Below are 20,373 nucleotides of genomic sequence, written 5' to 3' on the forward strand. Positions count from 1 at the left end.
TGGTTGTGTGTTGTTAGTGAGGGAGGATGTAGCGCTCGATTGCCTGCGCCGCGCCGTCCTCGGTATTGGCGCCCGTCACCACATCGGCCTGGCGCTTCACTGCCTCTTCCGATTGCCCCATCGCGATCGACAAGCCTGCGCGGTGAAACATCGCCGGGTCGTTGCCGCCATCGCCCAGCGCCGCGGTCTGCTCCAGCGGCACACCGAGAAACTCGGCCAGTGTTGCCAGCGCTGCACCCTTGTTGGCTTGCATCGCGGTCACGTCCAGATAAATCGGCTGTGAACGGGAGACTTGTGCCTGGCCTTTCACTTTGGGCAGCAGGAGCGCTTCCAGTTCAATCAACAATTGCGTGTTGTTGCTGGTGGCGACGATCTTGTCGATGCGCTCCAGATACGGCTCAAAACTTTCCACCACCACTGGCGGATAACCCAGGCCATGCTGTTCACGAGGCACCATTGGGCCGTTCGGATCTTTCAGCAACCAGTCGCCACCACTGAACACCCAGATTTCAATGTCCGGCCGGTCTGCAAACAGCGCCAATGCCGTCAGCGCAGCCGTTGCCGGCAAGTAATGCGCGACCAGCAAACTGCCGTCCGGATTGACGATAGTACCGCCATTGAAGGCTGCCGTCGGCAGGTCGACACCCAGGGCTTCAATCTGCTGCAACATGGCTTTGGGTGGACGGCCGGTGGCCAGACTGAACAGCACGCCGGCCTCGCGCAAGGAACGGACCGCTTCAATAGTGCGTTGGCTGAGGCTGTGATCGGGCAGCAACAAAGTGCCGTCCATGTCACTGAGCAGAAAACGGATGGGAGGCTGCGGTGCGTCGATCATCCGAGGCCGTGCCAGACGCGACCATCGCGAGTCAGCAGATCTTCTGCGGCCTGCGGGCCGTCTTCGCCAGCAGCATAGCTCTGCACGCTCGCGTCCTGATGCCAGGCATCGAGGAAAGGTTGCACGGCGCGCCAGCCGTTCTCGATGTTGTCGGCGCGCTGGAACAGCGTCTGATCGCCAGTCAGGCAATCGTAGATCAGGGTTTCATAGCCGGTGGACGGCTGCATTTCAAAGAAATCCTTGTAGGCAAAGCCCAGTTCGATATTGGCCATTTTCAAAGCCGGGCCGGGCCGTTTGGCCAGCAGGTCGAACCACATGCCTTCGTTGGGTTGAATCTGGATTCGCAGATAGGTCGGTTGCAACTCATCGACCTCGGTATCGCGGAACTGAGCATACGGCGCCGGTTTGAAGCAGATGACAATCTCGGTGTCGCGCACGCTCATGCGCTTGCCGGTGCGCAAGTAAAACGGCACGCCGACCCAGCGCCAGTTGTCGATCATGACCTTCAGCGCGACGTAGGTTTCGGTATTGCTGTCGGGCGCCACGTTGCTTTCCTGGCGATACCCCGGCATCGGCTTGCCGTCGATTTCACCAGCGGTGTATTGGCCGCGCACCGAGTTGGCCAGCGCGTCCTCGACCGACCAGGGGCGAATCGCACCGACCACCTTGGCTTTCTCGCCGCGTACCGCATCGGCGCCAAAAGCGGCCGGCGGCTCCATTGCAACCATCGCCAGCAACTGGAACAGGTGATTGGGCACCATGTCCCGCAAGGCGCCGGTGTGTTCATAAAAACTGCCACGGGTTTCCACGCCGACGGTTTCGGCGGCGGTGATTTGTACGTGGTCGATGTAGTGGTTGTTCCAGAACGCTTCGAACAGGCTGTTGGAGAACCGGCTGATCAAAATGTTCTGCACGGTTTCCTTGCCCAGATAGTGATCGATCCGGTAGATCTGGTTTTCCGTCATCACCTTGAGCAAGCAAGCGTTCAAGGCTTCGGCAGTATGCAGATCGGAGCCGAAGGGTTTTTCGATCACCACCCTTCTGAACGCCTCTGGCGACTCTTGCAGCAAACCGGCGGCGCCGAGACGACGCACCACTTCGCTGAAGAAACGTGGCGCGGTGGCCAGGTAGAAGACGGCGTTGCCGGTGCCGCTGGCGGCGATTTTCGCCGCCAGCGCTTGATAGGTGCTGTCGTCCAGAAAGTCGCCCTGGACGTAGCTGATGCCTTTGGCCAACTTGGCCCACAAGTCCGGGTCAAGGGCTTGATCGCCCTTGCCGACCTTCGCGGCCACTTCGGCCCGAATGAAGTCTTCGAGTTTTTTCGCAAAGGCTTCATCGGTGATGGCGTTGTGGTCAACGCCGATGATCCGCAATCCATCCCCAAGCAGACCGTCACGACTCAGGTTGTACAGCGCCGGCATCAACAGACGCTTGACCAGATCACCATGGGCACCGAACAGAAACAGCGTGGTCGGTGGTGCGGGTTCTGCCTTGGATTTATTGCGGATCAGCCGGGTCATTTTTTCGAAGTCTCCACGTGGCCGCCGAAGCCGAAGCGCTGGGCCGAGAGAATCTTGTCGCCAAAGGTGCCTTGCCCGCGCGAACGGTAGCGGGAGAACAGCGAGTTCGACAGCACCGGTACAGGCACCGATTGCTCCATGGCGGCTTCGATGGTCCAGCGACCTTCACCGCTGTCAGCCACCGAGCCTGAATAACCGTCGAGTTTCGGGTCGCTGGCCAGCGCGTCGGCGGTCAGGTCGAGCAACCAGGACGACACGACGCTGCCACGACGCCAGACTTCGGCGATGTCGCCTACGTTCAGGTCGAAACGCTGGTCTTCTGGCAGGTTGGTGCTGGCTTTGGTCTTGAGGATGTCGAAGCCTTCGGCGAAGGCCTGCATCATTCCGTATTCGATGCCGTTGTGGATCATTTTCACGAAATGGCCCGAACCGGCCGGGCCTGCGTGGATGTAACCGCGCTCGGCACGATCGTCTTCGGACTTGCGGTCCTTGGTGCGAGGGATGTCGCCCAGGCCCGGTGCAAGGCTCTCGAACAGTGGATCAAGGCGTTTAACCACTTCGGCTTCGCCACCGATCATCATGCAATAACCACGCTCCAGGCCCCAGACGCCGCCGGAGGTGCCAACGTCGACGTAGTGCAGGCCTTTTTCCGAGAGGGTTTTCGCCCGGCGGATGTCGTCCTTATAGAAGGTGTTGCCGCCGTCGATGATGGTATCGCCAGCTTCGAGCAAGGTGCTCAGGGTGCCGATGGTGTCTTCGGTCGGTGCGCCGGCCGGCAGCATGACCCACACCGCACGTGGCTTGGCCAGGCCAGCGACCAGTGCCGGCAGGTCGATGACGCCAGAGGCGCCTTCTGCGGCCAGGGTGTCGACAAAGGCGGTATTGCGGTCGTAAACAACGGTGGTATGACCGTTGAGCATCAGGCGCCGCGCAATATTGCCGCCCATGCGGCCCAGTCCAATAATCCCGAGTTGCATGTGCTGATGCTCCCTACTACTAAATAAATGTGTGTCAAAGGTTATAGCCCAACGCGACTCATTCGACTTAGTCCAGCGTCGGGGCACATAGTTTCCGGGCATTGTGCCCGATCCAGATTGATAACGTCGGTAATCGCATCGAAGACACAACGACCATGAAAAATAAAAAAGTTCCCTTCCAGGGCAAAAGAAATCAAAATCAGCGCCGATAGTAAGTCAGCACCCGATGTCGGGGCAGGTTTACAGTTGAGACAGCCATTTGCGAGGTGAGCAATGGGCACAGTACACGCAGCACTGCCAGCACAAACCCTTTACGTCACGATCCGTCGCGATGAATTGCGCCAGTTGAAAGACGAGCGCGACCAGTTGAAGCAGGAGCTCGCGCAATTGCGCTTGTTGACACAAAGCAATCAGGCCCAGCCTTTGCCCGTCACTCACCGTGTGCCTCACGCCTGATCCCCTCGCTTGATTCGGAAGCAGCCCGCTGCTGTTTCCGACCTGCCATCGCTCTTTGACAAACCCGGCAACTCACAAAGTTTTCACACCCGCTTGTTGATACTCCGGCGCATTATGGCCGCTCGGTATCCGCGCGGTGCCTGTTCGTCGGTGATATTGATGTCCCGACGATGAAAGTGATTACTGGCTGGAGCGCTGAATGGCTTTGTTTAAACGCAGCAATACGTCTGCGAAAGGTTTCGACTGGACAGGATTTCTCTGGCTGTTTCTGTTCTTCTGGTATTTTTCCGGCATTACCCAACTACTGATCCAACTGACCGGCACCTCTGGTTTTACCGGGTTCCGCCAAGCCTTTGTGATGAGTGCCATCTGGCTTGCGCCGATGCTGCTGTTCCCCAAACAAACACGTGTCATGGCTGCACTGATCGGTGTGGTGCTGTGGGCCTGCTCAATGGCCAGCCTGGGTTACTTCTTCATCTATCAGCAGGAGTTTTCCCAAAGCGTCATCTTCATTATGTTCGAGTCGAACATCTCTGAAGCCGGCGAGTACATGACTCAGTACTTTGCCTGGTGGATGGTGGCGGCGTTCCTCGCTCACACCGCTTTCGCTTACTTCCTCTGGACTCGCTTGCGCCCGGTGTACATGCCGCGCGGTCGGGCGCTGGTGGCTGCAACGGCGATTGTGGTCGCCGTCGTCGGTTATCCGCTGATCAAGCAAACCGCGCGTACCGGCAGCCTCGCCGGCGGATTCGAAAAGTTCGAAACCCGCATCGAGCCCGCGGTGCCCTGGCAGATGGCCGTGGCTTATCACCGCTACCTCGATACCCTGGCCGGCATGCAGGACATGCTCCATAGCGCCAGCAAGATTCCACCGCTGCACAATCTCAAGGATTCGGCGGCCAATCAGCCGGCGACGCTGGTGCTGGTGATCGGTGAGTCCACCAACCGTCAGCGCATGAGCCTCTACGGCTACCCTCGGGAAACCACCCCGGAGCTGGACAAACTCAAGGATCAACTGGCGGTCTTCGATGACGTCATCACCCCGCGCCCTTACACCATCGAGGCGTTGCAGCAGGTTCTGACCTTCGCCGACGAAGAAAACCCGGACCTGTATCTGTCGACTCCGTCGCTGGTCAGCATGATGAAACAGGCAGGCTACAAGACCTTCTGGATCACCAACCAGCAGACCATGACCAAGCGCAACACCATGCTGACGACCTTCTCCGAGCAGGCCGACGAGCAGGTATACCTGAACAACAACCGCAACCAGAATGCCGCCCAGTACGATGGCGACGTGATCGAGCCGTTCAACAAGGCCTTGGCCGACGCTGCGCCGCGCAAGCTGATCGTCGTGCATTTGCTTGGCACGCACATGAGCTATCAATACCGTTATCCGTCGTCCTTCGATAAGTTCAAGGACCGCAAAGACGTTCCGGACGGTGTGCGCGACGATCAGGTGCCGACGTACAACAGCTATGACAACGCGGTGCTGTACAACGACTTCGTGGTCTCGAGCCTGATCAAGGACTACGCCAAATCCGATCCGAACGGGTTCCTGCTGTACCTCTCCGACCACGGTGAAGACGTTTTCGATTCTCCTGGCCACAGCACCCTTGGGCGCAACGAAAGCAAACCGACGGCGCCGATGTACACCATTCCGTTCATGGCCTGGGCCTCGCCTAAATGGCGCGAAAATCATGACTGGAGCTTTGCCGGTGATCTGGGGCGGCCTTACAGCAGCTCGCACCTGATCCACACCTGGGCTGATCTGGCGGGTCTGAGCTTCGATGAACTGGATCGCAGCAAGAGCGTGGTCAGCGACAGTTTCAAACCACGGCCATTGATGATCGGCAATCCTTATGAGCGCGAGCAAAAGGCATTGATCGACTTCAGCCTGATGAAACCCAAGGCGGTGGCAGTCATTCAGCAGTAATCCTTTCAGGGGCCGGTTCCGGCCCCTTTTTCACTGTGCCAATGGCGCGATTGCGTTGTCCGAAACATTTGCAAATAACAATAATTCTCGTTAATCGCTAAATCCCTTCTTCCCTCTTCGTCTTTGAACAAACGGAATTTTTCCCTCGAAGACAAGGAGTCGGCTGCGATGTTCGCGCCTATCACCCGTTCCATGACCTTTACCCTGGGCTTGTGCAGTGCCGCCCTGTGCCCCGACTTGCTGGCTCAAACCAGCCCTGACAAAGAGCCCGGCCGCACCCTCGAACTGGGCGCCACCAATGTCACCGCCCAAGGCTTGGGCAGCACCACCGAAAACACCGAGTCGTACACCACCGGCGCCATGAGCACTGCGACGCGCTTGAACCTGTCGATCAAGGAAACGCCGCAATCGGTGTCCGTGGTCACGCGCCAGCAAATGGACGACTTCAAACTCGGCACGCTGTCCGAAGCCATGAGTCAGACCACTGGCGTGGTCGTTCAGCATAACGATTCGGACCGGGTCAGTTATTCGTCCCGGGGTTACTCGATCACCAATTTCCAGATCGACGGCATGCTGAACACCTTCACCTACATGAAGTCCGATTCCGACACCATCATCTACGACCGCATCGAAGTGGTTCGCGGCGCGACCGGCCTGACCACTGGCGCGGGCGACCCGTCGGCCACCATCAACATGGTGCGTAAACGCCCAACGGCGCAGTGGCAGGTACAGACCGGGGTCAGCGGCGGCAGTTATGACGACTACTACAGTTATCTGGATGTCGGCGGTCCGCTGGCCTTTGATGGCCGCTTGCGCGGACGCAGCGTGCTGGCCTATCGCGACAGCGATTCGTTCCGCGACAAGTACCAGCAACAACGGGAGGTCGGTTACGGCATTCTCGAAGCCGACCTGACCGATGACACCGTGTTGGCCGTGGGTTACGACTATCAGAACAAACACGTCCAGGGCACATCCTGGGGCACGGTGCCGTACTGGAACGCTGGCGGTAGCAAGGCCAACCTCGGACGCTCCACCAACATGGCCACGTCGTGGAGTTCCTGGCCGCTCAAGGACAAAACCGCGTTCGCCACGCTGGAACACCAATTGGGTGCCGGCTGGCACGCCAAGGCCGCCTACACCCATCGCGAGAGCGACACTGCCGGCAAGATCTACTACGGCGGCGGGGGTTTCCCCGAGGCTGATCGCAGTGGCATGAGCGCCAACGTCAGCCACATGCTCAGTACGCAAAAAATGAAGGCTTATGACTTCAACGTGGCAGGCCCTTACTCGCTGTTCGGACGGGAACACGAAATGATGATCGGCTATGGCGAGGCCGAGCGCCGGGAGGATTCCCCCTACATGTCGGAAGGCCCAAGGGCGGCGGATTACGAAAGCATTCGCGACTGGAAATACATGGGCGACATCGCCAGGTTTCCCGACACCGTCACCCATCTTTCAGGTTCAAAAGACAGTACTCGCCAGAAGGCCGGTTACCTGGCCACTCGCCTGAGGCTGACGAATGACCTGCACGCCGTACTCGGCAGTCGTTATGGCAGCTGGAAAGTGTCGACCAAGACCAACAAGTACGACGACAACCTGCAACTGAGCAGCGTCGATGCCAGCAGCCAGGAACACAACGACATGTGGACGCCCTATGCTGGGCTCCTCTACGACCTCACCCCCGAATACACGGCATACGTCAGTTACACCGACATCTTCAAGCCGCAAGACAACCGCGACCGCAATCGCAAATACCTCGAACCGGTGGTGGGCAGCAACTATGAACTGGGGCTCAAGGGCAGCCTGCTTGAAGAACGTCTGAACCTCGCCACCGCGCTGTTCTGGAGCAAACAGGACAACGTAGCCGAAGTCGACGATTCGGTGCCACCGGACCCTGTGACCGGCGACGAGTTCTACAAGTCAGGCGGCAAAGGCAACAAGGTTCAGGGCTTCGAAGCCGAGCTCTCGGGCGAGGTCATGGCCGGCTGGAACATGACGGCCGGCTACACCTACACCCACTCGACCAATGGCGAAAAGAAACGCGCCAATACCAACCAGCCGCTGAATATGTTCCGGCTCTCCACGGCCTATCGTCTGCCCGGCGACTGGCAGGCACTGACCGTGGGTGGCGCGGTGAACTGGCAGAGCGATGTGTTCCGCGCCGCCAGTCGCCCGGTGGGACGTAGCGCCGACGGTGCGGTGATCACCGAAAGGACCAACATCCGGCAGGCGGCCTACACCGTGGTCAAACTGATGTCGCGGTACGAGTTCGACAAGCACCTGTCGGCCTCCTTGAACGTCGACAACCTGTTCGACAAGAAGTATTACGACAACGTCGGGTTCTATAACGGCGTGTTCTGGGGTGACCCGCGCACGGTGACCCTGAGCCTGGACTGGAAGCTCTAGGTGCAGGCAATTCCCATTTGACGGAATCGGCGGATAATGTCCCTTCGACATTGCTTCATGGACGAAAGGACCCGACAACTCGTAGTGGGGCACACCATGAAATGTACAACCATGATCCTCGCCGGCCTGATGATGTTCAGTTCAACCGCTGCATTCGCCGAAGGCGGCGCTGAACGCATGCGGTATTACTTTGAGAGCCTGCGGCTGAGCCAGGAGGCGAATCAAAGTAGCAACACCGCTGAAATCAGGGTTCCGAATGATCAAACCGCGCAAGTGACAGAGACCTACAGACCGAAATAGACAAAGGGCGAAATGGACCCATCGGATTCGTAGGAGCCAGGCTTGCCGGCGAAGGCGTACTTGAGATCGCCTTCGCCGGCAAGCCTGGCTCCTACGAATTGCGATTCACGTCCCTAGCTGAAATGCTTAAAGCGCTTTGGTCCAGAACAACATCCGACCGTGCGCAGGGTCGAACATGCTTGCGGCAAAACCGAACTTGCCATAGCAAGCCTGGGCGACTGCATTACCTTCCAGCACCTCCAGTGTGATTTTGCAGCAACCGCGCTGGCGGGCGATGTCCTCGACCTTTTGCAGCATCTTCTGGCTCAACCCCAAGCCACGAAATTTCGACACCACACACACATCGTGCACGTTGACCAACGGCCGACAGGCGAAAGTCGAGAAGCCCTCAAAGCAATTGACCAGCCCGGCCGGCTCGCCACCGACGAAGGCCAGAACGCTGAACGCGTGGGGACGCTTGGCCAGTTCCGCCGGCAGTTGCTTGAGCAAGTCGGCGGGCAAGGAGTGGCCGCCACCCATCGGGTCTTCGGCGTAAGCATTCAGCACCAGCCCAATAGCCTCGGCATGCAGCGGATTGGTGTAACTGGCCTGAAGCACAAGAATTTCTGCGGATTCCATTTCCACCCTCGTTCACACATTAAGTTGCCCCAGTGCATCTCGCACTGAAGGGCCGACCGACAATATCGCGGGCACAGCCGTGTCGACAACCCGATCCTGCGGTAATTTCTCGCTCAAGCACCCCAGATCAGCGCTTCGGTCCACCCCAGCTCGGCAAAATCCTCAGCCCTCAGGCCTGACTCACCGGCACAGAAAAACTCGTCCAGTTGCGGTGGTTTGACCGAGGTACCGCTGAGCATGGCGTGAACCTGCCCGCGATGATGGATCTGGTGCTCGAACAGATGGGACAGCAGGCGCAAGCGGCTGTCATGTTGCGGCGTGTCCCGGGCGATGGTCACGATCTTGCCGAGGTCTGCGTCGCGCATTTGCTCGCAATAGGCGATCAGTCGAAGGTCCACCAGCGCTTGTTCGCGCTTGAGTTCAACTGCGTGCGTAAACGGCTCGTCCTGGTTGAAAAACACATAGCAATCGGGATGCGGATCGTCGCCGCGCAACTCCCGCTCCAGCGCATCCAGGTAAAACCAGTCGCAGGTCAGGATGTGATTGAGGGTGGCGCGCAGACTTGGAAAGAAGCTGACCCGCGGCGCCGCCAGATCGGCCGGGCTCAACTGGCTCCAGGCCTTGGCGAGTCGATGATTGGCCCAGGCGTTCTGATAGGCCATGGTCAGCAAATGGTGCGACAAAGGCTGATTCATGTTCGCGGCTCCTTGTTCAAGCTTCGGCGAAACGTTGCAGCTGCATTTCCTGTAAACGGCTGAGGGTGCGGCGGAACGGAAACTCCAGATAACCCTCGGTGTACAACGATTCCATGGGCACCTGCGCTTCGAGGCACAGTGGCACCTTACGGTCGTAGCACTCCTCCACCAGGGCGATGAAACGCCGTACACCGTCGTCATGCACCGACAATTGCGGCAACTCGCGATCGCCCGCCACCACCCGTTCGACGCCATCTTCAGTGCCTCGGGCGATGCGCCCTTCGCGCTTTTGCGCGCTGAGGTTGGGTACGTCACTCAACAGAATAACGCTGAAGGTGTCGCACAGGGCGATGAAATCCATGGCGGCAAAAGGCTGTTCACAGAGGTCGCCGTAACGAGTCCAGAGCACGGTTTGACTGGCCTGCACGACATTGAGTGAGCGGTAGCCCACTTTGATCGGGTCGCTGGACACCGATTGGCCGACGGTCAGTGCCTTGAACACTTCACCCAGCGCGCTGGGTTGCCCCGGTGCCGCCACCCAGTAACGTTGCAAACCTTTGCCTGGGTGCAGACGATGATCTTCGCCGCCATCCACCGCAATCACCTGCATATGTTTCTTGATGGCCTCGATGGCGGGCACGAACCGGTCGCGATTGAAGCCATCGGCGTACAGCTGATCCGGTGGCTGATTGGAGGTGCAGACGACCACCACGCCCTGCTCGAACATCACCTGAAACAAACGCCCGAGAATGATCGCGTCGCCAATGTCGTTGACGAACAATTCGTCAAAACACAGGACCCGCACTTCCTCGCTCAGTTCGCGAGCCAGCGCCTTCAACGGGTCGGCGGTGCCGGTCAATTGAAACGAACGCTGATGCACCCAGCCCATAAAGTGGTGGAAATGTTGGCGGCGGGCCGGGACCTTCAGGCTTTGGTAAAACTGGTCCATCAACCAGGTTTTGCCGCGCCCGACCGGACCCCAGAGGTACACGCCAGTGATCGGCGTGCGCCCTTCATGCAGCGCCTCGTAGCATTTCTGCAGCGCCCACACGGCATGTTCCTGGGCTTCGTCCTGGACGAAGCCCTTCTGTTCAATGGCGTGTTGCCAGGCACTTAAGGGGGAGTCGACATTCATGCGCGGCAGTATACGTCCATGTAACAGATGGCGAAGCCTGCGTTCGGCGACGCAGTCGTCGTAAAACCTGTATACGCGGTCATCCTGATACACCGCGACGCCTGATATCACGACGACAGCGTCGCCGAACGCAGGCTTCGCCAGCTGCTACAAGGGGCTCTCGTTGCGATCTTGGTTTGGTGTTAAAGAGAGATGTCTAGCCGGGCGATCTTGCCCTGTTCATTCAGGCGAAACATGTAGCGCAATTCCAGCGGGCTGCCGGGAAACGTTCCGGAGATCAGGTTATGCACCAGCACTTTGCCGGTGCGCAGTTGCACGTCGAGCACTTCAACCCGTGGCTGGTAACGCTGGGCGGTGTCTTGCATCCATTGCGCGATGGCCTGAGTGCCGACCTGGTGCAGGCCTTCATCGAACACATTGGCATCCTCAGCGAAAAAACTGGCGACCCGCGAGGTGTCGCGGGCATTGGCCGCAGCGATATAGGCGGCGATGGCAGGTGCCAGTGAAGAGGCGGGATTGGACATGGTTACGGCTCCTTGTTTGTTGATTCTGGAGCCATGCTAAAACAAGCCTGTGTCAGTTCTTGTCAGGAGTGAAGCGCCCGGCTTCGTCCAGTTGCATCTGCTTGCGCCAGGTACGTAGCAGGTCGCTGCGCCGCCCCGGATAACGCTCGCCCTGCTCGTTCGCAGCCGAAATCCGGTCAGTGCGAAAGGTGCGGTAGGCGCTGCGCAACTCGCACCAGGCGACGATGATTCGCACCTCGTTCAGGAACCCCAGCGCCAGCGGCCAAATCAGCCGCTGACTCGGCACCTGATTGGCGTCCGCGTAATCGATGTGCAGCTTGGCCTGATCGCGAATGGCCTGGCGAAACACATTCAGTGGCACCGCGTTGGGTGCAAAGCCATAGCCGGATGGCCCCGGCAACACCGTCGGGTTGCGTAACGCGTCCAGCGCTTCAGGCGCCAATACCGCGGCAATCTTGGCCAGCGCATCCGCCGCCGCCTTGCTCAACACCTCATCCCCGCGCTGATCCACATAGCGCAACCCCAGCACGATGGCTTCGGTTTCATCGGCGTTGAGCATCAACGGCGGCAGAAACAAACCGCTGCGCAGTACATAGCCGATCCCCGCTTCGCCGTAGATTGGCGCGCCAAGGGCAGTAAGTTCGGCGATGTCGCGGTACAGCGTGCGCTCGGAAATCTCCAATTCACCGGCAAGTGTCGCCGCGGTCACCGGGCGACTTTTGCCGCGCAGCACTTGCAACAGGGTCAGTAAACGAGTGGTACGCGACACGATCGGCAGGCTCTGTCCGTAAAAGTTGTCGGAGCTTAGCAGAGGACCCTGTCAGAAACTGGCAGTAGCGTTGTGGCCGCTGGTCGGCCCTTTTCTTGCGAATGAAAAAGTATCTTGACGTTCAATATTACCGACATCATATTTAATACATGTCGCTAGACATTTATATTCGACCCCAACGTCTTTCCCTTCAGGAGTCATCCCATGCATTACAAAGTCTTCGGCCGCAAAACCGGCTTGCGGGTCTCGGAACTGGCGTTGGGCGCCGGTAACTTCGGCACCGGTTGGGGCCATGGTGCCGAGCGTGACGAAGCCAAACGCATTTTTGATGGCTACCTGGAGGCCGGCGGCAATTTCATCGACACCGCCAATGGCTATCAGGCCGGCCAGTCGGAAGTCATGCTTGGCGAATTCATCGCAGCCGAACGGGATCGCCTGGTCATCGCCACCAAATACACCTTGGGGACTACGCCGGCTGCGGGCATTTCCCACACGGGTAACAACCGCAAGAACATGGTTCGCGCCGTGGAAGAAAGCCTTAAACGACTCAATACCGACCACATCGACCTGTTATGGGCCCACATGAGCGATGGCGTGACGCCGATGGAAGAAATCCTGCGTGGTTTTGACGATCTGGTGCGCGCCGGCAAGATTCATTACGCCGGGCTGTCGAACTTCCCGGCGTGGCGCATCGCTCGGGCTGATTTGTTAGCCGAGGTTCGCGGGTTCTCACCGATTGCTGCGATTCAGGTGGAATACAGCCTCGCCGAACGCACCGCCGAACGTGAACAACTGCCGATGGCCGAAGCCTTGGGCCTGGCCGCTACGTTATGGTCACCGTTGGGTGGCGGGTTCCTCACTGGCAAGTACCGCACCAACGATAGCGACAACCGCGCCGCCAAACTTGGCATGCTGATCCACGCCGAGAAAAGCGCCCGCGAAACCGCCCTGCTCGACACCTTGCTGGCCGTCGCCGCAGAACTGGGCGCCAGCCCGACGCACGTGGCCATTGCCTGGCTGCGGGAAAAAGCCAAGCGTTCGACCACGGCACTGATTCCGATTCTCGGCTCGCGCACCCGTGAACAACTGGATGCGACCTTGGGTGCCTTGGATGTGCAGTTGAGCGGGGATCAACTGTCGCGACTTGATGGGGTCAGTGGTGTGGAGATGGGCGTGCCCCATGAATCCATTGCCGGGTCGATGGCGCGATTTACCGGGGCTGAAACCCTGGACCTGCCAATCATTCCAGTAGCCTGAAAAGCATCGCGGGCAAGCCTTGCTCCTACAAGTCTTGTGGCGTTCACACATTTTGTGTTCGCCGAGAATCCTGTAGGAGCAAGGCTTGCCCGCGATAGCGTTTTACCGATCGACCTTATGCTTCGCTGCATAGAGGCACAGCATTTCCATCGCCAACGTCGCCGCCGCCAGTGAGGTAATGTCCGCACTGTCGTAGGCCGGCGCCACTTCCACGACGTCCATTCCCACCAGATTGATCCCGCGCAAGCCGCCGAGGATTTCCAGCGCCTGCACCGTGCTCAAGCCACCGCACACTGGCGTTCCGGTGCCTGGAGCGAAGGCCGGATCGAGGCAGTCGATGTCGAACGTCAAGTACACCGGGTTATCACCGACCCGCGCCCGAATGGCCTCGACAATTTCATCGACACCACGTCGATGCACTTGTCGCGCATCCAGCACCTGAAAGCCCTGGTGATCGTCATTGGTGGTGCGCAAGCCGATCTGCACCGAACGCGACGGATCCACCAAACCTTCCTTGGCCGCGTGCCAGAACATCGTGCCGTGATCGACGCGCTTGCCGTCTTCGTCCGGCCAGGTGTCGCTGTGGGCGTCGAAGTGGATCAACGACAGCGGACCATGTTTACGCGCATGGGCCTTGAGCAGCGGATACGTGATGAAGTGATCCCCGCCAAACGTCAGCATCGCGCTACCGGCGTTGAGAATGTGTTCGGCGTGGGCTTCGATGCTTTCCGGCACCGACTGCGGCGTGCCGTAATCGAAGTCGCAATCGCCGAAGTCGATGACCGCCAGATGGTCGAACGGGTCGAAGGCCCATGGCCAGTGGCGTTCCCAGGCAATCCCGGTGGACGCGGCACGAATGCCGCGTGGTCCGAAACGCGCTCCGGGGCGGTTGCTGGTGGCGGTGTCGAACGGGACACCGCTGACCGCTACGTCGACGCCGCGCAAGTCGCGACTGTAGCGTCGACGCATGAAACTGGTGATACCGGCGTAGGTACTTTCGGCGGCAGTGCCGTAGAGGCTGTCGCGGGTCATGGCCTGATCGTTTTGCATCGGGACGTCCATCTCGGGTTCCTTATTATTGGCGGCTACGGAAAGTGGTCCACAAGCGAGTGCGCTGGCGCAGGTCCTTGAGGCTCATGCTGCGGTCGGCGTACAGCAGACCGCGAACATCGGCGGGTGGGTAAATGTCCGGGTCGGTGCGCACCGCCTCATCCACCAGCGGCGTTGCTGCCTGGTTGGCCGTGGCAAAGAACAGTGTGTTGGTCAGCGCCGCGACGGAGTCCGGGCGCAACATGAATTCGATAAAGGCGCGGGCGGCTTCGGGGTGTGGGGCGTCCTTTGGGATCGCCAGGTTGTCCTGCCAGACCAGCGTGCCCTCTTTCGGAATCCGGTACGCCACTTCAAACGGCTTGTTGGCCTTGCGCGCCTGATCGGCCGCCATGCTGGCGTCACCGTTGTAGGTCAACGCCAGGCAGACGCTGCCATTGGCCAGATCGCTGATCTGCCGACCGGTCGCGACGTACAGCACATTGGGTTGCAGCTGATGCAACAGCGCCTCGGCGGCTGACAGATCAGCCTTGTCAGTGCTGTAGGGATTTTTACCCAGGTAATGCAGCGCCAGGCCGATCACTTCCTGAGGCGAATCGAGAATGGCGATGCCGCAGTCTTTCAGTTTGCTGGCGTACTCAGGCTTGAACAGCAGGTCCAGGCTGTTGAGCGGCACATCCGGCAAACGCTGCTTCACCGCTTCGACATTCATCCCCAAACCCAGGGTGCCCCAGGTGTAAGGCACGCCATAGCGGTTGCCGGGGTCGACGGCAGCGAGTTTTTCCAGCAAATCCGGATCGAGGTTGGCGTATCCCTTGAGACCTTCATGTGGAATTTCTTTCAACGCACCGGCTGCCAGTCCGCGAGCCAGCACACTGGAAGATGGCACGACCACGTCATAACCGCTGCCACCGGTGAGCAACTTGGTCTCGAGCACCTCCGAGGAATCGAACGTGTCGTAGCGCACGTGGATGCCGGTTTCCTGCTCGAAACGCTGCAAGGTTTCAGGTGCTACGTAATCGGACCAACTGTAGAGATTGAGGACTTTTTCCTCGGCCTGGGCCGATACGGCCATGGCGAGGAACAGCGCGGGTAAACACAGCTTGAACATGGGAGCCATGACGGAACACCTGACCAGATGAAGTGGATGCAGAATGCATCGTCGGATACATTGGAAAAATACCAAGTTAGTTATCCTGACTTTATCCAGGAGTAATGTTAGATGCTCGGCCAACTCCATGATCTCGATCTGCAACTGCTGCGCCTGTTCGTCAACGTGGTGGAGTGCGGCGGTTTCAGCGCGGCTCAGGGTGAGTTGGGCTTGAGCCAGTCAAGCATCAGTCAGCAAATGGCCAAACTGGAAACCCGGCTCGGCTATCGCCTGTGCAGTCGCGGCAAGGGTGGTTTCAAGATCACGCCCAAGGGCGAACAACTGCTCAGCGCGACTCGCAGCCTGTTCGAGTCCATCGAAGCCTTCCGCCACCAATCCAATGGTGTGGCCGGGCGTTTGATCGGCGAGGTTCGTCTGGGGTTGTCCGAAGCGCTCGATCAATCCGTGCTGCAACGGGTGGCCGATGCGATCCGGCGCTTTCGTGAACGGGACGAATCGGTCCGCATCGAATTGATCAGCGCCATGCCCGGCGAAATGGAACGGTTGCTGCTGCAACAACGACTGGACCTGGCGATCGGCTATTTCTCACAAGTGCAAAGCGCTTTTGACTACCGCGAACTGTTTACCGAAACCCAGCACCTGTATTGCGCCGCCGGCCATCCGTTGTTCACCCATGATGCGCCTGACGATCAAGCGCTACAGGCGTGCGATCGGGTCGATCACCCTTATCGCTTCCTGCGCAGCGACGAACCCTTCCAGGGGAAAATGTGTTCGGCGCGCTCGGAGCAAGTCGAAGGTACCCTCGCCTTCATTCTTTCCGGCAAGCACGTCGGTTACTTGCCCAGCCACTTTGCCCGCAGTTGGGAAGACAAGGGATTACTGCGGGCCGTGCGCCGTACCGATATGAGTTTCGACGTGGCATTCCATCTGGCCCGCCATCGCGCCCAGGTACCGGGGGATGCGCAAAAAGCCTTTGAAGAGGATTTACTCGCGGCGTTTACCTGAAGCCAGCGACGTTCCTGTGGGAGCGAGCCTGCTCGCGAAGGCGGCGTATCAGTCGATATCAATGTTGGATATGCCGGCCTCTTCGCGAGCAGGCTCGCTCCCACAGAGATTGCGCTTGGTATGTGAGGTTCATCGCTCGCCACAAAATAGTCTTTCTGGCATCCTGCGCCTCCATTTTTTGACCCGGCCCGCCTTCTGGCACGCACATCACCATGACCGCCACTGAAAAAGCCCCTGCCCCGCGCTATAACGACCTGATTTACGGCCTCGACGATCGCCCGCATCTGACCGCCACCGTCTTCGCCGCCCTGCAACACGTGCTCGCCAGTTTCGTCGGCATCATCACCCCGACGCTGATCATGGGTGGCGCCCTCGGCCTGCAAAGCGAAGTGCCGTACCTGATCAGCATGGCGCTGTTCGTCTCGGGGCTGGGCACGTTTGTTCAGGCGCGTCGTTTCGGCCCGATCGGTTCCGGCCTGCTGTGTCTGCAAGGCACCAGTTTCTCATTCATCAGCGTGATTCTCAGTGCCGGTTTCATGGTCAAGGCCCGGGGTGGCGGCACCGATGAGATCCTGTCGACGATCTTTGGTGTGTGCTTTTTCGCCGCCTTCATCGAAGTGGTGTTGAGCCAGTTCATCGGCAAATTGCGGATGCTGATCACCCCGGTGGTGACCGGCACGATCATCACGCTGATGGGGCTGTCGCTGATCAAAGTCGCCATGACCGACATCGCCGGCGGTTTCGGTGCGGCGGACCTCGGCGCGGCCAGTCACCTGGCCTTGGCGGCCCTGGTGCTCGGAACGATTGTGGTGTTGAACCGGGTCGATGTGCCGTTCCTGCGCCTCGGTGCGATCGTCATCGGCCTGACTCTCGGCTATGTCGTGGCCTGGCTGATGGGTGACGTCAACTTCGCCAGCCTGCCCGACGTACCGCTGATGAGCGTACCGGTTCCGTTCAAGTACGGTTTTAACTTCGATTGGGTGGCGTTTGTGCCAGTGGCGGTGATTTTCCTGGTGTCGCCGCTGGAAGCCGCCGGTGACTTGACGGCTAATTCGATGATTTCCCGGCAGCCGGTCAAAGGGCCGATCTACATCCGCCGAATCAAGTCAGGTCTGCTCGCCGATGGTCTCAATTCGGCCATGGCCGCCGTGTTCAACAGCATGCCGATGGTGACCTTCGCCCAGAACAACGGCGTGATTCAGCTCACCGGCGTGGCCAGCCGCTACGTGGCGTTCTTTATCGCCGGTTTGTTGGTGCTGCTGGGGTTGTTCCCGATGATCGGCGCGGTGCTGCAGTTGATGCCCAAACCGGTACTCGGTGGTGCTGAACTGGTGATGTTCGGCACCGTCGCCGTCGCCGGGATCAAAATCCTCGCCGAAGCCGGCCTCCATCGGCGCAACATGCTGATCGTGTCGATTTCGCTCGGCATGGGCCTGGGTGTCGCGGCGGTGCCGGAAGTGTTGCGCGAGTTGCCAAAGGCGCTGCACAACATCTTCGAATCGCCGATCACCGTCGGCGCGTTGTGCGCTATCGTGCTCAACATCTTCCTGCCCGAAGAGTTCATTGAACTGGAAGAAGACGATTTCGATCCGGAAGCCTCGATCCTGCGGGTCATGGAAAACCCGGATGTCCCGGCCAAGGGTGAACCCGTCTCGCCCGCAGCTGTCGCACCCTTGAACCGCTAGAAAATGCTCGAGGCCGAGCCACTGGTGGTTCGGCCTTTTCTTTAAGAGAGCATGTCCATGCGCAGTGTCCACGCCGTAATCCTTTCCCTTCTTTTGCTCTCCCTGAGCGCCTGCGCCCTGCTGCCCAATCGCGATCCGCTGAACATCAACGTGGTCGGCTTCGAGCCGCTGCAAAGCCAGGACATGGAAGTACGCTTTGCCGTGAAAATACGTGTACAAAACCCCAACGAAACCACCATCAATTACAACGGCGTGGCCTTGGACCTGGAGGTCAATGGCCAGCCACTCGCCTCCGGTGTCAGCGATCAATCGGGCTCGATGGCACGCTTTTCCGAAACCGTGCTGACCGTTCCGGTGAGTGTTTCGGCGTTCTCGGTGCTGCGCCAGACACTGGGCCTGAGCAAAACCCAAACCCTCGACAACCTGCCCTACGTCCTGCGCGGCAAACTCGCGGGCGGCTTGTTCGGTACCCTGCGTTTCGTGGACAGTGGCAAACTCAGCCTGCCAACATCGACGACGGGTACCTGGTAATTCACGACTCAAGGAGCGGCAAAGAACATGGACGCCACACCCACGCTGTACACCGAACGCCTGATCCTGCGCCCGCTGGAATTGGCCGACGCCGACGCTATCCAGCAACAGTTTCCGCACTGGGAAGTGGTGCGTTATCTCAACGCCTTGGTACCTTGGCCATACCCCGCCGACGGCGCACTGACCTATCTGCGTGACATCGCGTTGCCGGCGATTGCCGCCGGCAAAGAGTGGCACTGGTCGATTCGTTTGAAGTCGGCGCCAGAGCAACTGATCGGCACTATCAGCCTGATGGATGAGCAGGACAACAACCGCGGCTTCTGGCTCGGGCCAAAATGGCAAGGCAAGGGCTTGATGACTGAAGCCAGTGCGGCGGTCACCGAGTACTGGTTCGACACCCTCGGCCGATCCGTGATGCGGGTACCGAAAGCGGCGCCCAACATCGGCTCGCGCAAACTCTCGGAACGTACGAGCATGCGCTTGATCCGCAGCGACGAGGGCGACTTCGTCAGCGGGCAGTTCCCCAGGGACCTCTGGGAAATCACCCGTGAAGAGTGGCGTGCTCTCAGATAAATCGAACACCCGGTTTGGCCCGCTTATCCGCCGTCCACCCGACGATCACGCTGCCACCGGCAATCAATGGACGGTCCGCCGGCCAGTTGGCGATCTCCACGCCCAAGGCTTGCGGCGAATCCTCGATCAGGTGGTGCTGAAAGTCCGGGCAGCACCGCGGGAGTGGTGTCAAATAGAGTTTTATTTAGCAGCCATCAGGCGATTGACTTCGCTGCGCACCATGTTCGCGAATTCCGGGGGCGACATGCCGTCAAGTTCGGCACGGACCCACTCGGCCCATTTGCCTTTGCGCTTGGCGCGTTCACCGAACAATCGTGCGGCTTCGCCCTTGGACTTGCCCAGGTTGCTTTGCCATAGATCGAACAGACGGGATTTCTCATCTTCCAGCGCAGCGCGCTCGGCAAGGGATTTGTCGGCCAGATTGAAGCTCATGGGAGTTACCTGCTGCATAAAATAGGCGACATCTTACACTGTAGGAAGAAATGTCCGACTCAGGATTTTTCGTCAGGGTTGGGTCAACGCGAAAACCCACTGCAACTTTTTCGCTGACGACAGACTCCACTGTTCACTGTCCACTTATCTGCAAGGAGTACCTCAATGGCCCGGAAAACCGCCGCACAAGTCGCCGAAGACCAGATCAAGGATCAAGCCTTCAGCGAACTTCAGGCTCTGATCGAAGAGTCGGAAAAACTGCTCAAAAGCAGTGCCTCGCTCGTCGGAGAGGAAGCGGACACACTTCGTGGGCAGATCGCCCAGAAACTTCAACAGGCGCGGGACTCCGTCACCAGCGTTCGTGACCGGACCAAACCTGCGGTCGAAGCCACTGAAACCTACATCGGTGGTCATCCGTGGCAAACCGTAGCGATCTCTGCCGGTTTCGGCCTGGTAGTCGGGTTGTTGCTGGGTCGGCGTTAAGCGACCCCGTTTAATCAGTACCCAGCAAAAAGGCGAGCACGCAGCTTAATGCCGATCAGTTAAGCCAAAACGCGATCCGTA

Annotated in this window: 21 protein-coding genes and 1 pseudogene; 10 read left to right on the forward strand and 12 right to left on the reverse strand. The window is 59.2% G+C overall.

Features of this window, described 5'->3' with window-relative positions; genetic code table 11:
- Positions 1-13: 13 nt before the first annotated feature.
- From ACYZUA_RS18860 to gnd, 3 genes are read right to left on the reverse strand one after another with little or no spacing between them, the layout of a single operon-like run.
- The gene (locus ACYZUA_RS18860; RefSeq protein WP_461960095.1) at positions 14-835 is read right to left on the reverse strand and encodes an HAD family hydrolase; all 822 of its coding nucleotides are present in this window, start codon (positions 833-835) and stop codon (positions 14-16) included.
- The gene (zwf, locus tag ACYZUA_RS18865; protein WP_461960096.1) at positions 832-2,355 is read right to left on the reverse strand and encodes a glucose-6-phosphate dehydrogenase; all 1,524 of its coding nucleotides are present in this window, start codon (positions 2,353-2,355) and stop codon (positions 832-834) included. Before zwf ends, ACYZUA_RS18860 begins: the two co-directional genes overlap by 4 nt.
- On the reverse strand, positions 2,352-3,434 hold the full coding sequence (gene gnd / locus ACYZUA_RS18870) for a phosphogluconate dehydrogenase (NAD(+)-dependent, decarboxylating) (RefSeq protein WP_461960097.1): 1,083 nt from the start codon (positions 3,432-3,434) through the stop codon (positions 2,352-2,354). The genes zwf and gnd overlap by 4 nt, the downstream gene beginning before the upstream one ends.
- A 171-nt stretch (positions 3,435-3,605) precedes the next feature.
- Here gnd and ACYZUA_RS18875 point away from each other — a divergent pair, with 171 nt between their 5' ends.
- The 4 genes from ACYZUA_RS18875 to ACYZUA_RS18890 all read left to right on the forward strand — a co-directional run bounded on the left by ACYZUA_RS18875 (position 3,606) and on the right by ACYZUA_RS18890 (position 8,427).
- A complete protein-coding gene (locus tag ACYZUA_RS18875) occupies positions 3,606-3,788 on the forward strand; it encodes a DUF6026 family protein (protein WP_056739988.1) in 183 nt (60 codons plus the stop codon).
- Between the two features lie 199 nt (positions 3,789-3,987).
- On the forward strand, positions 3,988-5,721 hold the full coding sequence (locus ACYZUA_RS18880) for a phosphoethanolamine transferase CptA (protein ID WP_461960098.1): 1,734 nt from the start codon (positions 3,988-3,990) through the stop codon (positions 5,719-5,721).
- A 168-nt stretch (positions 5,722-5,889) separates the two neighbouring features.
- On the forward strand, positions 5,890-8,127 hold the full coding sequence (locus tag ACYZUA_RS18885; RefSeq protein WP_461960099.1) for a TonB-dependent siderophore receptor: 2,238 nt from the start codon (positions 5,890-5,892) through the stop codon (positions 8,125-8,127).
- A 96-nt stretch (positions 8,128-8,223) separates the two neighbouring features.
- On the forward strand, positions 8,224-8,427 hold the full coding sequence (locus ACYZUA_RS18890) for a hypothetical protein (RefSeq protein ID WP_461960100.1): 204 nt from the start codon (positions 8,224-8,226) through the stop codon (positions 8,425-8,427).
- 126 nt (positions 8,428-8,553) lie between these two features.
- Here the strand turns inward: ACYZUA_RS18890 and ACYZUA_RS18895 are convergent, their stop codons facing one another.
- From ACYZUA_RS18895 to ACYZUA_RS18915, 5 genes are all read right to left on the reverse strand, one after another.
- Entirely contained in the window at positions 8,554-9,045 is a 492-nt protein-coding gene (locus ACYZUA_RS18895) for a GNAT family N-acetyltransferase (protein ID WP_461960101.1), read from the reverse strand.
- A 113-nt stretch (positions 9,046-9,158) separates the two neighbouring features.
- Positions 9,159-9,740, reverse strand: a complete 582-nt coding sequence (locus tag ACYZUA_RS18900; protein ID WP_461960102.1) for a DinB family protein — start codon at positions 9,738-9,740, stop codon at positions 9,159-9,161.
- A 16-nt stretch (positions 9,741-9,756) separates the two neighbouring features.
- The gene (gene zapE, locus ACYZUA_RS18905; RefSeq protein WP_461960103.1) at positions 9,757-10,875 is read right to left on the reverse strand and encodes a cell division protein ZapE; all 1,119 of its coding nucleotides are present in this window, start codon (positions 10,873-10,875) and stop codon (positions 9,757-9,759) included.
- 182 nt (positions 10,876-11,057) lie between these two features.
- Positions 11,058-11,399 (reverse strand): nuclear transport factor 2 family protein, encoded by a 342-nt coding sequence (locus tag ACYZUA_RS18910; protein WP_461960104.1) that lies wholly within the window; start codon positions 11,397-11,399, stop codon positions 11,058-11,060.
- A 52-nt stretch (positions 11,400-11,451) separates the two neighbouring features.
- Entirely contained in the window at positions 11,452-12,168 is a 717-nt protein-coding gene (locus ACYZUA_RS18915) for a helix-turn-helix transcriptional regulator (RefSeq protein WP_461960105.1), read from the reverse strand.
- Between the two features lie 204 nt (positions 12,169-12,372).
- Here ACYZUA_RS18915 and ACYZUA_RS18920 point away from each other — a divergent pair, with 204 nt between their 5' ends.
- Positions 12,373-13,425 (forward strand): aldo/keto reductase, encoded by a 1,053-nt coding sequence (locus tag ACYZUA_RS18920; protein ID WP_461960106.1) that lies wholly within the window; start codon positions 12,373-12,375, stop codon positions 13,423-13,425.
- Positions 13,426-13,527: 102 nt separating this feature from the next.
- Here ACYZUA_RS18920 and speB read toward each other — a convergent pair whose 3' ends face one another.
- Complete coding sequence (gene speB / locus ACYZUA_RS18925) at positions 13,528-14,487, reverse strand: agmatinase (RefSeq protein WP_461960107.1); 960 nt, start codon at positions 14,485-14,487, stop codon at positions 13,528-13,530.
- Positions 14,488-14,500: 13 nt separating this feature from the next.
- A complete protein-coding gene (locus tag ACYZUA_RS18930) occupies positions 14,501-15,592 on the reverse strand; it encodes a polyamine ABC transporter substrate-binding protein (protein WP_461960108.1) in 1,092 nt (363 codons plus the stop codon).
- A gap of 102 nt (positions 15,593-15,694) precedes the next feature.
- On the opposite strand from ACYZUA_RS18930, the gene ACYZUA_RS18935 reads away from it, so the two are divergent.
- The 4 genes from ACYZUA_RS18935 to ACYZUA_RS18950 all read left to right on the forward strand — a co-directional run bounded on the left by ACYZUA_RS18935 (position 15,695) and on the right by ACYZUA_RS18950 (position 19,377).
- Positions 15,695-16,588, forward strand: a complete 894-nt coding sequence (locus ACYZUA_RS18935) for a LysR family transcriptional regulator (RefSeq protein WP_461960109.1) — start codon at positions 15,695-15,697, stop codon at positions 16,586-16,588.
- A 212-nt stretch (positions 16,589-16,800) separates the two neighbouring features.
- Complete coding sequence (locus ACYZUA_RS18940) at positions 16,801-18,273, forward strand: nucleobase:cation symporter-2 family protein (protein WP_461960110.1); 1,473 nt, start codon at positions 16,801-16,803, stop codon at positions 18,271-18,273.
- A gap of 57 nt (positions 18,274-18,330) precedes the next feature.
- Positions 18,331-18,804 carry an LEA/WHy family protein gene (locus tag ACYZUA_RS18945; protein WP_461960111.1) on the forward strand — a complete coding sequence of 158 codons (474 nt, stop codon included), beginning with the start codon at positions 18,331-18,333 and terminating at the stop codon, positions 18,802-18,804.
- Between the two features lie 27 nt (positions 18,805-18,831).
- On the forward strand, positions 18,832-19,377 hold the full coding sequence (locus ACYZUA_RS18950) for a GNAT family N-acetyltransferase (protein ID WP_461960112.1): 546 nt from the start codon (positions 18,832-18,834) through the stop codon (positions 19,375-19,377).
- A 10-nt stretch (positions 19,378-19,387) separates the two neighbouring features.
- Here the strand turns inward: ACYZUA_RS18950 and ACYZUA_RS18955 are convergent.
- Positions 19,388-19,504 (reverse strand): annotated as a pseudogene (locus ACYZUA_RS18955) (carbon-nitrogen hydrolase family protein); the annotation flags it as partial.
- A 53-nt stretch (positions 19,505-19,557) separates the two neighbouring features.
- Positions 19,558-19,809: a hypothetical protein gene (locus ACYZUA_RS18960; RefSeq protein WP_461960113.1), complete on the reverse strand. Its 252-nt coding sequence runs from the start codon at positions 19,807-19,809 to the stop codon at positions 19,558-19,560.
- Positions 19,810-19,974: 165 nt separating this feature from the next.
- Here ACYZUA_RS18960 and ACYZUA_RS18965 point away from each other — a divergent pair, with 165 nt between their 5' ends.
- Positions 19,975-20,292 carry an ElaB/YgaM/YqjD family protein gene (locus ACYZUA_RS18965; RefSeq protein WP_123364977.1) on the forward strand — a complete coding sequence of 106 codons (318 nt, stop codon included), beginning with the start codon at positions 19,975-19,977 and terminating at the stop codon, positions 20,290-20,292.
- The last annotated feature ends 81 nt before the right edge of the window (positions 20,293-20,373 follow it).

The sequence above is a fragment of the Pseudomonas sp. LS2P72 genome (genome assembly GCF_054897865.1).